Annotated in this window: 12 protein-coding genes; 7 read left to right on the plus strand and 5 right to left on the minus strand. The window is 60.2% G+C overall.

Annotated features, from left to right (window positions below):
- Positions 1–177: 177 nt before the first annotated feature.
- Positions 178–705 carry a cupredoxin domain-containing protein gene (locus tag HJA_RS18340; protein WP_035578556.1) on the minus strand — a complete coding sequence of 176 codons (528 nt, stop codon included), beginning with the start codon at positions 703–705 and terminating at the stop codon, positions 178–180.
- Entirely contained in the window at positions 702–1,121 is a 420-nt protein-coding gene (locus HJA_RS04120) for a hypothetical protein (protein WP_035578559.1), read from the minus strand. Before HJA_RS04120 ends, HJA_RS18340 begins: the two co-directional genes overlap by 4 nt.
- A gap of 358 nt (positions 1,122–1,479) precedes the next feature.
- Between HJA_RS04120 and HJA_RS04125 the strand changes: the two genes are divergently transcribed.
- From HJA_RS04125 to HJA_RS04155, 7 genes are all read left to right on the plus strand, one after another.
- A complete protein-coding gene (locus HJA_RS04125; RefSeq protein WP_035578562.1) occupies positions 1,480–1,815 on the plus strand; it encodes a hypothetical protein in 336 nt (111 codons plus the stop codon).
- A gap of 3 nt (positions 1,816–1,818) precedes the next feature.
- A complete protein-coding gene (locus HJA_RS04130) occupies positions 1,819–2,238 on the plus strand; it encodes a DUF2231 domain-containing protein (protein WP_035578565.1) in 420 nt (139 codons plus the stop codon).
- 73 nt (positions 2,239–2,311) lie between these two features.
- On the plus strand, positions 2,312–3,031 hold the full coding sequence (gene folE / locus HJA_RS04135; protein ID WP_051597339.1) for a GTP cyclohydrolase I: 720 nt from the start codon (positions 2,312–2,314) through the stop codon (positions 3,029–3,031).
- A 127-nt stretch (positions 3,032–3,158) separates the two neighbouring features.
- Entirely contained in the window at positions 3,159–3,872 is a 714-nt protein-coding gene (locus HJA_RS04140; RefSeq protein WP_155839856.1) for an RNA polymerase sigma factor, read from the plus strand.
- Between the two features lie 171 nt (positions 3,873–4,043).
- Positions 4,044–4,760, plus strand: coding sequence for a CPBP family intramembrane glutamic endopeptidase, BDIM_20840 family (locus HJA_RS04145; protein WP_035578567.1), 717 nt, complete (start codon positions 4,044–4,046; stop codon positions 4,758–4,760).
- A 168-nt stretch (positions 4,761–4,928) separates the two neighbouring features.
- Entirely contained in the window at positions 4,929–5,687 is a 759-nt protein-coding gene (locus HJA_RS17830; RefSeq protein ID WP_051597340.1) for a response regulator, read from the plus strand.
- 549 nt (positions 5,688–6,236) lie between these two features.
- Positions 6,237–7,226: a LysR family transcriptional regulator gene (locus tag HJA_RS04155; RefSeq protein ID WP_162177027.1), complete on the plus strand. Its 990-nt coding sequence runs from the start codon at positions 6,237–6,239 to the stop codon at positions 7,224–7,226.
- Between the two features lie 44 nt (positions 7,227–7,270).
- On the opposite strand, the gene HJA_RS17835 is transcribed toward HJA_RS04155, so the two are convergent.
- The 3 genes from HJA_RS17835 to HJA_RS04170 all read right to left on the minus strand — a co-directional run bounded on the left by HJA_RS17835 (position 7,271) and on the right by HJA_RS04170 (position 13,849).
- A complete protein-coding gene (locus HJA_RS17835; RefSeq protein ID WP_081814512.1) occupies positions 7,271–7,597 on the minus strand; it encodes a helix-turn-helix domain-containing protein in 327 nt (108 codons plus the stop codon).
- A 316-nt stretch (positions 7,598–7,913) separates the two neighbouring features.
- Entirely contained in the window at positions 7,914–12,029 is a 4,116-nt protein-coding gene (locus HJA_RS04165) for a translocation/assembly module TamB domain-containing protein (protein ID WP_035578571.1), read from the minus strand.
- Positions 12,029–13,849, minus strand: a complete 1,821-nt coding sequence (locus HJA_RS04170; RefSeq protein WP_162177028.1) for an autotransporter assembly complex protein TamA — start codon at positions 13,847–13,849, stop codon at positions 12,029–12,031. The genes HJA_RS04165 and HJA_RS04170 overlap by 1 nt, the downstream gene beginning before the upstream one ends.
- Positions 13,850–13,858 lie beyond the last annotated feature (9 nt).

A 13,858-nucleotide genomic window follows, 5' to 3' on the forward strand; every position in this document is an offset into this window, starting at 1 on the left:
TTCTAATCGTACGCGTGTGTCAGGGGAAATGCAGAGACCCTTTAGGGTGAGACTCCCATCCGGATACGGATGGGAGATCCTCGCCTGCGTGTTCTTCTCTCGGGCTTCAAAAAGACGGTCTCAGATTTGTGCCTGAAACAGGAAGTCACTGGTCAGTCAGGGGCACGGCAACTCTGTCTATTTGCCAGCGGCTTCAACCCTGCCTCGTGTCAAGACCTGGTCGACAGAAGGCAATGCTGCCAGAACTTCGGGTGAAACATCGTCTGTTGCCGGGGAAGGCCCTTGCCACCCGCGATCTCCGGGACGACCGACTACGATCCGGCCAACCATTGCGGCCATTTCATGTGGAACGCAGTAATAATCGTATACGCCTGGAACCGTCAGGATGACTTCTGCGCTTTCACCCGGCATCAGGAAACCGGTATCCCACGGTTCGGCGGCGGCGGGGATGCGTCGTAAGCGATCAAAATTTGCGGGATGGTATGCCGTCGCAGTGTGACCGCTTCCTCTGTCATGGTTGACGAAGCGCACCGCTGTGCCCGGCGAAACCGCCAGACCTTGCGGTGAGAACCAGATCCGTTCACCCCGTGGAGTGCCACGCATTTCGATGGTAACGACACGCGTCGTTTGAAGCGATATTGGTAGGAGGAGGGCGGCGCTCAGGCCGCCCCCCAATGCGAGAAACTGTCGGCGTTCGGTGATCATTTGGCCAGTCGTTCCTTGGCTCCGGCATCGTGGAAGAGCACGATGTGAGCGTGAGGTTTTTCCACGCCGGGGTGGCCGGCATTGTAGTAGATATCAACACTACTCACCGTGTGCGAACCAATCCCCAGATCGTCGTAGGCGCTGCCGTTTTGAAGGTCTTCAAGGGGTGTCATGTAAACCGTGGCAGATAGTTTGCCGTCATGGTCATAGGCAAGGAAGGGGCCTGCAGGCAGATTTTCGGGCACCACAAAAAGCGTGCCGAGGCCCGGAATGAACTCCGGCAGGGGGAGTGCGTCACTGACCTGTATGTAAGGGGCGCCGGGAGGCGCCGACTTCAGGGCGTCTTCATCATGTGCGAATGCCGGGCCGGCCACGAAAAGCGAGGCAGCAACAAACAGGGGGGATAAAATCTTCATCGTGAGTCCTTTGCGAGTTTCTCGGAGAGCCATTGATCGGCGCTCTGATCATTGGATGCAGAAACTCGAAGAATGTTCCCGGCACAGTCAGAACTTTCTGTATTTCTATTCAGCGAAAGCTCAGATGTTTCTCCTGATAGTTCACGACATGCGGCTAGGCCACATCCTGAAAATGGCTTGGTTAAAGTGCTGCGATCACCGTCTCCAACTTCCAAGACGTTCCACAAGGGGACGGGCGCCCAACTGCGATTTCTCCAGAAATTTCCCAAACCCGGGAACGCAGAGGCCTGCAAACGCATCCAATGGTCAGACAGCGAGCCTTCTGCCGCTGGACGGCACCAATCGGAGGGGATTACCCATGATCAATTACGCCAGTATCGTATTTGCAATTGCAGCTGCTGGGGGATTGTTTCTCGCGGCGCATACACTGCGCGATAAATTTGCACCCTGGGCGGTATCGCTCCTGCACGCCGGTCTTGGGGCGCTGGGCCTTGGCCTTCTAGTCGCGGCCTTGTTGCAAGGCGCCTCGCAGATCGTTCTGATTGGTTTCGCCATTTTGCTGTTGGCGGCGGTTGCTGGCTTTTTTCTCGCGTCATTTCACTTGCGCAAAAGCCTGCCGCCCAAGGTCGCCGTTGTCGCCCATGCCGGAATTGCCGTTGCTGGTTTCCTGATCATTTTGTCCCAGGTTTTCTGAGTCATGAGCCATCCGTTGCATCCCGCAATTGTGCACTTTCCAATCGCCTGCTGGACGCTCGCAGCCGGCTCCGACATCGCCGGTCTGTGGTTCGGGAAAATTCCTACAGGCTGGTCGGGCGGATTGCTCGCCATAGGCTGTGTGATGGCAGTCTTCGCGATGCTTGCCGGCATGGTCGAATTGCGGCGTGTTCCTGACGGGGCTCCCATGAAGGATGCCTGGGTTCACATGGCAGCGATGTTGGCTGCTTTCACCTTGTTCTCGTTGAGCTTGCTCGTGCGGCTAGAGCAAATGAAGTTGCATGGGCCGAATTCGGTTTCGCTTGTGCTCGACGCAGGTGGGGTCATCGCGCTGGTGATTGGCGGCTTGTTTGGTGGTCGCCTGGTTTATGTTCATGGGGTCGGCCGAACCCCGCCCAAGTAATGGTATCTGCCCCGCATTGGCCGTCACGCAGTCGCGGTGAACGGAGTGCGCTGCGCCCAACAGGAGATTGAAGATGTTTGATAAACTGCCGACCCCGGCCCTGGCATTTGAGGGGGCGTCTGCATCAAACCGGATCCGGGAAAGGCTGAGGACAGCGAGTCAGACGTTTCGTGCCAATGATAACATTGCTGCCTTCATTGAGGACGGTGAGCTGGATGAACTGCGCCTTGAAGTCGAGAACCGTATGATGGAGGTGCTTGATGCCTTGGTGATAGATATAGACAATGACCACAATACCGCCGGAACCGCTCGGCGAGTTGCAAAAATGTTCGTCGATGAAGTCTTTGCCGGTCGCTATAGCGCAGCGCCTTCCATCACCAGTTTTCCGAATGTGTCGCGGCTCAACGAACTGATGATAGTCGGTCCGGTGACCGTAAGAAGCGCATGCTCTCATCACCTTTGTCCAATCATGGGAAAGATCTGGATCGGCGTCCTGCCCAATACGGATGCGGAACTGATCGGTCTGTCGAAATATGCTCGCCTCTGTGAGTGGATCATGAGCCGGCCACAGATCCAGGAAGAGGCTGTTATCATGCTCGCCGATGAACTTGAAAGACGCATACGGCCGGATGGGCTGGCAGTCGTGATGGAGGCGGATCACTATTGCATGCAATGGCGCGGTATCAAGGATGAGCAGCCTGTGATGACCAGTTCGATTATGCGCGGCGCGTTCCTGGAAAACGATGCCTTGCGGCGTGAGTTCCTCGGGCTGAGAAATGGGCGGTACCAATGATATGAATGATCATCCGTATCATAGAATCCGAAGGCGGGGGCTTGCCAATAGCGACCATTCGCAGGTGACCAGTCCGAGAAGACCCAGGCAATTGCCGGCAGTTTTGCTACAACCCCAGGGGATGAAAATGACGAATGAAGAATACCGTATTCCATCTCGATATTCCAAAGCCTTTTCGGATGATGACCTGACCAGACTTGCTCGAGAAGGCGATAGTGCAGCTTTTGAAGCGATCATGCGCCGGCACAACCAGCTCTTGTTCCGGACTGCGCGCGGCATCGTTCGAAGTGACGGAGAAGCGGAAGACGTAGCTCAGTCGGCCTGGCTGCAAGCGTGGCGAGCACTTTCGAGCTTCCGCGGGCACAGTAAATTGTCAACCTGGCTTGTCCGGATCACCGTGAACGAAGCGCTTGGCCGAATGCGCCGGAAGAGCGCGCAAATCATTCCTTTGGAGGCAGCCATGATCTCGTCCGATGATGACATGCAGTCGGCGCTCACCGAAGCTCCAGACCACGGTCCGGAACAATCCGTCGAAAGGGTGCAGGTCCGCGCCCTCCTGGAGGCGCACATCGACATGCTGCCGGAGGTGTTCCGGAGCGTTTTTATGTTGCGGGCGATTGAGGAAATGAGCGTGGATGAGGTTGCGGAGGTATTGGACATTCCGGCGGCGACAGTACGTACACGGTATTTCCGTGCGCGGGCGTTATTGCGTGAGAGTCTCGCGCAAGACATCGACATCGCGGTTGGCGAAGTATTCAGCTTCGCCGGAGAACGTTGTGACCGTATTGTGTCAGGCGTCATGGCACAGGTCAGATCAGAGGGGCTTTGTGAACGCGACTGAGGCGGGATGTGACGGAGCAGATGCCAGGCTTTTGCACCCAGTGGATTTGGACGTTGAGCCGATCAGTTTAGGCCGGGCTCTTCGGCCTGCGTAGCCGGTTGGTGTGTTTGGCACAGGCACCGCGAGTGTCAGGCTCGCGGGCAGCCTGGGGCGCAATTGTGGGTAGATCATATGAACAGTTTGATTTCCATCGTAGCAATAGTCGGCCTATTGCTTTTTGTGGGGACGGTTCTTGGGGGGATCGAGCGAGGCGGCTTCAAGCTGCGCTGGCTTCTGATCGCAGCGGCTCTTGTCGCCCTGAACGACTTCATGCTGGTGCGTGGCTATGGGCTGTTTCCAAGCATTCTGCCGCACGCAAATTGGAACTGGCAAGGCAAGGCGCTCGCGCTTGTCTCCACGCTCATTGTGGCGTCATCTCCCGCCTTTGGTTGGCGACGTGTTGGTTTCACAGTTTCACAACGAGGTGAAGGACAAGTCGCAATCGCAAGTGTTGTGACTGTTGTGCTTGTACTTCTTGTGATCTTGGCACTGATATTGCCGAATGATCCATTGGATCCTGAAACAGCCGCATTTCAAATGACACTTCCGGGACTAGAGGAGGAAGCGTTCTATAGTGGTATACTACTTTATGCTCTAAATCAGGCGTTTCCGGCGCGGGTTCATTTTCTGGGTATCGAATGGGGCTGGGGCGTATTGCTCACAGCAGGCCTGTTCGGATTGGCGCACGCTTTCAGGTTTTCGGGTGGAGCGTTTCATTTTGATGGGGCCGCCATGTTGTGGACAGCCGGGCCGGCGACAATTGCGTATTGGTTGAGATTGCGTACCGGGAGTATTCTGCTTCCTGTGGTTTTGCACAATTTCGGGAATTCTATTGGGCTCCTGCTGTAGAGGTCATATTTACCGGTAAGAGCATTCGAATACGGAGTATTGAAAAGCGTAACTGCGGGCGGGCCGGTCTCAGCCCGGGTCTGCATTGGATTGTCCAGACTGTCGTGCCGGTATTTTTTACTCCACGAATACTTCAAAAGAAGTTTCTGACACTGGAGAGCTACCCGCGTGTTGTATGAGCTTGTCACTAAGGAGTTGCCCTATCTGCGGCGTTACGCGCGGGTGATCTCCGGCAATCAGATGACGGGAGATTTGTGCGTCGAGACCTTGCTTTTGGAGCATGTCATTACGCCGCAGGCATCAGATGCACATCTTCCGAAAGACCGAATTGAGCTTTTTGCGTTGCTTGATGAGATCCTTGTAAACCTTGCTCCGGCTCCCTCACTGACTGAGCCGAATACAGCCTTTCAAAGGCTTTCCTTTTTGTCTCGCAGGGCGCTGTTTCTCACCGCCGTCGAACAACTGGATCCGACCGCTGTAGAAATGATCCTGAAGGTCAGACCGCACGACCTGACGGTTATCATGAACGAGACAGAAAAGAGACTTGCTTCTTCGCTGGCAACGGACGTTTTGATCGTCAAAGGTACAGGCAGGATTGCATTGCAGCTGCAGGAAATCGTAGAAAGCCTTGGTCACCGAATAATCGCTCAGGCAAATACACGGGGAGATGCCGTCAGAGAGGCCCGTGCAACCCGACCGGGACTTATGTTGGTCGAAAGTCAGCTTGCAGATGGATCATCCGGTTTCGGCGCGCTGGACGATATTCGCAAATTCCACAAAGCGCCGAGTATTGTCATCACAAGCCTTCAAGACCGCATGCGTATTGGTAGAGACAATGAGCCAGCTTTCCTTGTCTCCACACCTTTGCAAGTCGATCATGTGAAATCGGTGATTTGCCGGGCCCTTTTGGCCGTGATCGCAGGTTAGTTTTCTGACCGTCTGGTGCGGTTCACCTACGGTTCGTAAAGGTGGAGAGGGGCAGGCCCGATCGAACGGGATTGCAATCCATAGATATTGTAGGCGCGTGACACCTTCGCGGTCGAACTTGGTTCCCGCAAACATGAAAGTCGCTTCTAATGCGCCCTGCAACAACCGCCATGTCGGAATACGGAGAGTACATGGTTTTCGGCGTGCGAATCGTCTGGCAAGTCATTCTCTCGGAGAGCTCTGTCACACCAAAGAGGCAAAATTGACTGGCGCGCAATTGGCGCGCAAATACTCAATTTTGATGTGATTCTGTGGTGTTCTGGGATTATAAGAGTTAGCTAGAGCATTGTAATTATTGGGTTGGTGTTTGAATGATTTTACTTTCTTCATTTTTGTAATCAGAGGGTCGCGGGTTCGAGTCCTGCAGCCGGCACCATGGGAAATTCCCCGGCATCCTTGGATCAATGCTTGTCGTATCTGCGCCAAAGTATTGCGCTGGCGACGTGTAGCCTGTGTAGTCATCTGTTCCAGATGGGAGAGGTGACGGCATTGAGTGAACCAGATGGCACGATAATGACCGAGCGGATGGACTGGGACAATATGCGCGTTTTCCGCATCGTTGCGGAACTGGGCAGCATGAACGCCGCCGCGCACCGTCTCCAGGAATCCGCGCCCACCATCGGGCGCAAGATCGACCAGCTGGAAAAGGATCTGAGCACGGTCCTGCTCGTGCGAACGACGCGCGGGGTGGAGCTGACGGATGCCGGCCGGATCGCGCTCAGCCATATCCATGCGATGGCCGAGTCGGTGAGCGAGGTCTTCGAAAATGCCGGTCATCGCGACCGGGATGTCGAGGGGCGCATCGTTCTGGCTACCGGTGACGGCCTCGGGCCCTACTGGATCGCTCCGCGCCTGCCGCAATTTCAGGCGATGAACCCCAAGGTCCAGTTGCGGATGCGCGTGGTGGACCGGGTGCCGGATCTGATGGAAGGCGAGGCGGACATCGCCATCCAGTTTACCGAGCCCAAATCGCCGGAAATCATCGGCCGGAAGCTTGGCGTGCTCCATTATATGAGCTTCGCCTCCGAGGCTTACCTGGAAGAAGTTGGCCAGCTGCCGAACAGCCTCTTTGAGTACTATCGCTACAAGACGATCCTTCACGAGGGGTATGTCCACCAGATTGAGCGCTGGGCGCCGCGGGTGGCCGAGCTGAAGAAGATGATCGACTATTCGCTGGTGACCAACTCTGCCGCGGCAATGATCGAGGTCTGTGCGAATGGCGGCGGCATCGCAGTGCTGCCATCCTATCTGGGCGAGGTGGACAACCGGCTGCAGCCGCTGAACCTGCCGGAGATCGCCCCGATCCAGTTCTGGCTGACCTATACCGAACGTGTGCGCCGTCTGCCGCAGGGCCAGGCTGTGCTGGACTGGCTGTGGACGATTTTCGACGAGCGCCGGATCGCCTGGTTCCGGGATGCGTTCGTGCACCCGGCGCAGATCATGCGCGGGGCAGAATCGCAAATCGCCCGGACTTTCTAGGCGAACCTGAAAGCCGGGCGATCAATTGAAATCCGTAAGGCCGGTCAGTCTGCCGACAGGGCCTTGAGGACGCGGGCCATGGCGCCGAGCTTTTCGACGGAATTGGCGCGGTTGACCCAGGAGTGGCATTCGTTGCGAGCCTTCTCCAGCGGATCGGGGGCGTTGCCCGCATTGGCTTTGGTATCTTCGAACAGGTCCGTGATCTCGACGCGCAGAACGTCCGCCACATTCGACAACATGCCAGCGCTCAGGCGGTTGGTACCGGTTTCGTATTTCTGCAGCTGTTGGTGAGAAATACCCAGTTCCGTGCCGAGTTCGGCCAGGGTCATGTTGCGATCAAGGCGAAGTTTGCGAATTTTTTCCCCAACCATCTGGTCGATTGCGGTTGGGGCGCGGGATGTAGTCTGTCGGCGAGATGGCACTTTTCGTTATCCTCAGAAGTTTACAGATTTCCGAGTAGCACCGTGTTCTCTCTAAAGGTGTGGAAGCAACTTTTATGCTTATAAAAAAATTGAAACACTGACCCTGTCGGGCTGTAAGATAGCGAATGTTATATTCTGTAGATACAGGTAAAGGGGGACCCTAACCACCTATAAAATCAAGCTTTATCCCGAAGGGTGCTGACGCTCAACTTTTTGGGGTAGTTCTTGTATAAGTTGCTGTGACAACAGGCTTTTTGCCTATCGATCAGTAGTCTTTTTTCCACCTTATGGAGACTTTGCTCTCGCCTGTTGCAGTTGTTTCAGAGGTCACGGACACTTGCGGCCGGGGCTGCCATTCGACCTCTACAGAACTGCCTTCGGCCCCTGCAGATTTCAGTTCGAGATACACATCATCGCTGAGATATTGGCCAACACCAATCTCAGCGCTGCCGGATTCCGATGTGCCGATGGAGAATCGGTCGATCCCGAGCGCCGCCTGTACTTCGCTGGCCGGGTCGAAGCCGGTCGAATTACCGGACAGTGTCGCGATTGTGTTCGCCAGTTGCGCCGCTTCCAGGGCCGAAAGGTCCATTGAAGACCGGCCGAAGAGCAGCCGGGAAAGGATTTCATCCTGCGGCAGGTCCGGGGAGCTGGAGAGTTCGATCACGGGCTTCAGTGGCGATCCGGTCACATTGGCCTGCACCTTGAACCCATTCACCGTGCGGTCGGCCGAGAGACTGATCTGGGCGCGATTGACCGGACCGTCGAATGTGATCGTCCCTGTGTCGAAGACGAAAGGCCGGCCTGCCAGGTCGAGATCACCGCGGATCAGCGTCGTCGTGCCGTTTAGGCGCGGGGCGGCGGGTGTGCCCGTCAGTTTGAGATCCGCCTTCCATTCACTGTCGAGGCCGCGGCCCGTTACATAAACACGGCGGTCGGCCTTGATGGCGATGTCGAGGCCAAGCGTCCGGCGCAGGCGGCTGGTCCCCGGCTCAGCAGGCGGGTCGTCCGTCCAGCGGACGTCCAACGCGTGCGGGCGCGATGAAGGCAGATTGTCGAGCGAGAAGCGCGCCTGTGTGATGGTCACGTCGCCGGAGAGATTTCGTGCCTCGGCACTGTCGGCCAGGACGAGCTTGCCCGTGCCACGCGCATTATCGCCGTCGCGGTTATAGAGCAGCAGGTTCTGGAAATCAGCTTCCAGGTCGGTGCGCTCACCGGCGAGGCGGCCGTCCAGCGAGAATGAGCCGCCGCCCGGCGCGCTGGCCTTGCCGGTCACATTGAGGACGTCCCCGTCATAGTCTGCATCGGCAGAGACAGCGGACAGCTGGAAGCCCATGCTGCCGAGTTCATAAGTACCATCCCGGAGGCTCGCCTTTGCTTGATAGGCGGGAGCGTCAAGCGTCCCGGCGAGGCTGGCGGAGGCGTCGATCCTGCCGCTGATGTCATGGCCATAGGCGAGGGCGGCCGTCCGCAGCACGGCGAGGTCGCCGGTGAGGCTGGCCTGGCCTTTCAGCGCGGCCGTCCGGTTCGGCGCGACCAGTTTGCCCGCTTCGGCGGTGACCGGCACATCTGCGCTGCCTGTCAAGACGAGGCGGCCGCCATAGTCGCTTTTCAGGTCGATGGAGAGGCTGTTGCGGTCCAGCGTTCCGTCGAGGTTCAGCATGAAGGAAGAGTCGAGCCCCGGCACATCGCTGGCCGCCACAACATGGACTGTGCCGGACGGGTCTGCCCCGAACACGCGCAGGTCGCCATGGCCTTCCAGATGGGTCCGGTTGGTCGTGGTTTCGTAGAGGGCAAGCACCGGGCTGAGGTCGATCCCGGTCGCATCGAAAACGAGGCGCGTCTCGTCGCCGCCGCCGGTGAAGCCCGCCTTGAACCGGCCGCTCAGCAGGGAGATGTCGGCATCCAGTTCCGGCGTCTCGCCCAGCCGCCAATGGGCCGGGGCGGCGGTGGCAATGGGCTCGCCGAGCGCTGTGCCCGAGAGTTCGAACATGCCGTTCGCGGCCGGTTCGCCGAAGCTGGCGGAGGCGATGAAGGTCAGGTCCGTCGGGTAGGTGGGGACCTCGGAAATCAGCCGGGCGCGGATGTCATAGCCTTCCGGGGCATTGCGCAGCGTGGCGCTGGCCTTGTCGAACACGAGTGCCCGGCCGGGGCCGAGGGCGAGGTCTGTGACGTTCAGGTCTGCTTTCAGGGCGAACGGGTCGTCGCCCTTGCGCTCGAAATGGATTGTGCCTTCAGCCTCGCGGACTTCGCCGCTGCTCCAGGAGAGCGCTGTGCCGTCGACGTCTATATCGCCCGTCAGATCGCCGGAATCGGCCAGCGACACGGCGCCGCTGAAGGTGCCGGGGCCCAGCGTGCCGGTGAGGCCGGTCAACTGGGTGAGGCCATCTGCCCGCACCAGATTGGCGTCTGCGGAGACGGGCTCGCCATCGGCCGTGGCGCGCAGGGTGAGCGGGCCGCTGAGGCGATTTCCGGCGCTGATCAGCTTCGCGGTCAGGGCCAGATCTTCGACCCGCCGCCCGGCGCCGGATGCGCTGCCGCCGGAGGTTTCGATGTCATAATCAATGCGGTTCTGGCCATGACCAATCCGGACTACGCCATGACTAAGCGTGACGTCCCAGCCACCTGCGCTGACCGGGGCGGACTGGTCGATGACTGCGCGCAACTCGCTCGTGCCAGACCAGGCCCAGTCGCCCTTCGCCGTCACTTTGGCCCGCTGTCCGGCAAGCGTCGCCGAGGCGATGTTCAGCGCGCCGGATTTCACCTTGAGCGACGCGTCGAGTTTGGGCGCGGTGCCGGTCAGCTGGAGCAGCGGATCGGGCAGGCCCGCAAAGTCGCTTGCCGCCAGGCTGAAATCCACAGCTGGCCGGGTCAGGCCGCCGGTGACGGAGAACGGGCCGGAGACTTGGCCGCGCATCTTGCCGGGCAGCCGGTCGATCGCGGTGGCAAGCGTGCCGGTCAGGTCCAGCGTGCGGGCGGAAAGGTCGATGGCACCACTGGCCGAGAGGCGGCCTTTGGCCAGCGAGGCGTCGGCGGTTTCGAACACGACCCGGCGGGCGGCGCGGTCGTAAGAGCCTTCGGCGTGAAGAGCGGTGGACTCTCCGAACAGCGGCGCGGCGGCACTGACATTGCCAAGCAGGCGGGTCAGTTTCAGGTCACCGGTGAAGCGGATGTCGTTCTGGCCGATGGTGAGTTTGAGCGGGCCGTCCGCGCGCGTGAAGGGCAGGGCCGCCTCGCCGCTGACGTCCAGCCCGGCCTTGCCCTGCAGCAGCCAGTCCTTCCCGTCCTTGGCGGCAATGCCGGTAAAGGCGAGTTTGCCGGGCTCGCCCAGCAGGGGCTGGAGGTCGGTCACCTCGGCATCGAGGTTTGCCGCTTCGGTCAGCGTCCAGTTGCGCGTGTCGATCTCGCTGCGAACGGACAGCGCACCGGCGCGCAGCGAGGTCTCAAGGCCGAAGGGAGCTTCGCGCCGCCCGGTCGTGCTCTCGATGCGGATGCTGGCCTCGCTGCCGATCAGCGTGACCAGCTGGCGGTCCAGCATGGGCAGGCGCGTGGCGTCGAGATTTGCATTCGCTGTGAGCCGATTGTCCTTGATTGTCAGCTCTGCCGTGGCGGCCGGCTGGTCGCCGATGGTCAGCGTGGCATCGCCGGTGGCGGCTTCCGGCGTTCCGGAGGCGGTGGCCTTCAGCGACACGCCGGTGCCGGTGTCGAGGCCAATGAGGTTCGCGATCACCCCGTCCGGTGCACCATTGATGTCGGCATCGAGGCTGAAGGGTCCGGTCTCTTCGCGGCGCAGGTCGATCAGGAAACGGTCCGTGCCGGCATCGCGCGGCGTGGCATCGAGGCGGACGGCCATGGTGCGCCCGGCCTGGTCAAACCGGCCGCTGACATTGAAATGCGCTTCCGGCCCGGCAAAGCCTTCCTGAAAGGCGAGGTCCGGAATGGTCAGGCTACGGAGTTTGATGCGGATGTTGCCGCCACCTTCCGAAGGGGGCTGTTTTTCCGTCACCGGGCGGCGGATGAAATTAAGCTGGCCGGCCGAGAGGGCCTTGACATCAACAAGGCCGGAGATGAGCGCCATGGGTGCCCAGTCGACCGAGACATTCTGCGCCACGACCCATTCGCCCTCCGTATCGCGCACGGCCAGGCGGCGGAGATACATCTTGCCGAGTGGGTCGCCGGACAGGCCTTCGGCATCGATCGTGCCATAGGCGCCCGCCTTGCGGCCATCGATCTGCGAGAGCAGCCAGGCGCGTCCGCCATCGCTGGCGACCCAGAGGCGTGCCGAGATCAGTGCGACGAGCACGATCAGCAAAAGGGCAGCAGCCCCGGACAGCCAGGGATGTTTCCGGATCGGGGAAAGAGCTTTGGAGAGGGCTGACATCAGAAGGCCTGCCCGATGGAAATATAGACCTGAACCGGGTCATCGCCCTCGCGCGGATTGATCGGCGTGGCGATGTCGAGCCGGATCGGACCGAAGCCCGGATAGTAGCGCACGCCGAGACCGGCGGCGGTGCGCAGGTCGCCGAAGACCGCGCCGAAGTCCGTGGAGGCTGCGCCGGTGTCGACAAAGGCGGCATAGCCCCAGCGTTTCGATTTGCGCCAGCGCAGCTCGAAAGAAGCGTCGAACAGGGCTTCGCCGCCGACATAATCACCATCGATATTGGTTGGCGACAGCGACTGATAGGCATAGCCGCGCACGGTGCCGCCGCCGCCCGCGAAGAACAGGCGGTCGGCCGGCACGTCCGTGTCGCCCAGGAAGCCGCCGGCTTCGACCCGCGCCGCAGCGATCAGGTCGTCGGTAAACGAATGATAGGTTGTCGCATTGGTCAGGTAACGCGTGTAGACAGCGTTGATCGTGCCGCTCGAGATACTGGGCTCCAGCGTCAGGAACAGGCGGTTGCCGTCCTGCGGGTCCAGTCTGTCCTTCACCGTGTCATAAGTTCCGCTGAGCGGCGTGGAGAAGGTCACCTGGTCAATCGGGTCGGACGGGCCGGAGCGGGTCAGCTCATACTCGACCGTCCGGGTCACATCGACAAAGGCGCCGGCCGAAATGGTGAAGTTCTTGTTGAAGGGCTGGGACAAGGTGGCGCCGGTTTTGAGACCGGAGAGGTCATAGGCGTCCGTTTCCTGCTGGCGGACCCCGGTTTCCAGATTCAGCGTCCGGCCATAGCGGCCGATATTGGGCAGTTCGTAACTGGCCGTCAGGTCACGGCTGAGATTGGCGACGGCGCCATCCACGCGCAGCGTATCGCCCCGGCCGGTGAGGTTGCGCCGCTCCCAGAAGGCGTCGACGCCTGCGCCCTCGGTCGTGGACAGGGAGGCACCGATCCCGATGGAGCGGGGTTTCGCCTCCGCCAGTTTCAGCTCCACCGGATACGTGCCATCCGTATCGGGTGTCTCGGCGATCTCGATGCCGATGCCGTCATACAGGCTGGACGAGCGAAGGCGGGTTCTCAGTGTCCGGATCTTCTCCGGCGTGTAGTAGTCGCCGGGCTCCCAGCTGCGCATGACGCGGACAGCCCGCGGGCGCACATTGGTTTCGTCCGGCAGGACCAGTTCGCCGAGTTTGACGCGCGGACCGGGGGTCAGCTTGTAGGTGACCTCCACGGTCGCGTCCTGGCGTGAGGCCAGCACGTCGATGTCCGCGCTCTCGGCGAAGGCGTAGCCGGCATCCTTCAGATGGTTCAGCAGCACCTTGTCCATCCGCTCGATGGAGCTGGTATGCGCGGGGCCGCCGATCAGCAGGCCTTTCTGCGCCTTGTCGAGTTCCGCGCGGGTCTTGTCGTCCACCTCGCCGTCATAGTCGACCGAGACCGAGGCGATGCGGAACCGCTTGCCGGGGATCACGTCGATGCGGGGTGTGCTGGTTGCGCTGTCGATCCGCCGGGGAATGGCGCTGGCGGCGAGATAGCCCTCGGCAGCGAGGAATTCCTCGACGGTTCCGGCGGCGTTGTCTGCCCGGCGGCGGGCCTCCAGCAGGGAGGCGGGCGGCGTCTTGTAGGTCTGCAGCACGGCATTGGCGCGTGCGGCGAGATTGTCCGGCAGGCCGTCGAGGGAGGCGGCCGCATACTGGTTGCCGGTCACGCCATTGCTGTTCGCGTTTCCGCCCAGAAGCGTGCATGCCGAAAGGGTGCCCGCCAGCGCGAGGCTGGCAGCACGACGGGCAAGGCCCGTACCCGTCTGGCGGGGGCGAGAAGGCATGTGTCGGCC

Origin of the sequence: Hyphomonas jannaschiana VP2 (assembly GCF_000685215.1) — a bacterium.
Classification (GTDB): Bacteria; Pseudomonadota; Alphaproteobacteria; order Caulobacterales; family Hyphomonadaceae; genus Hyphomonas; species Hyphomonas jannaschiana.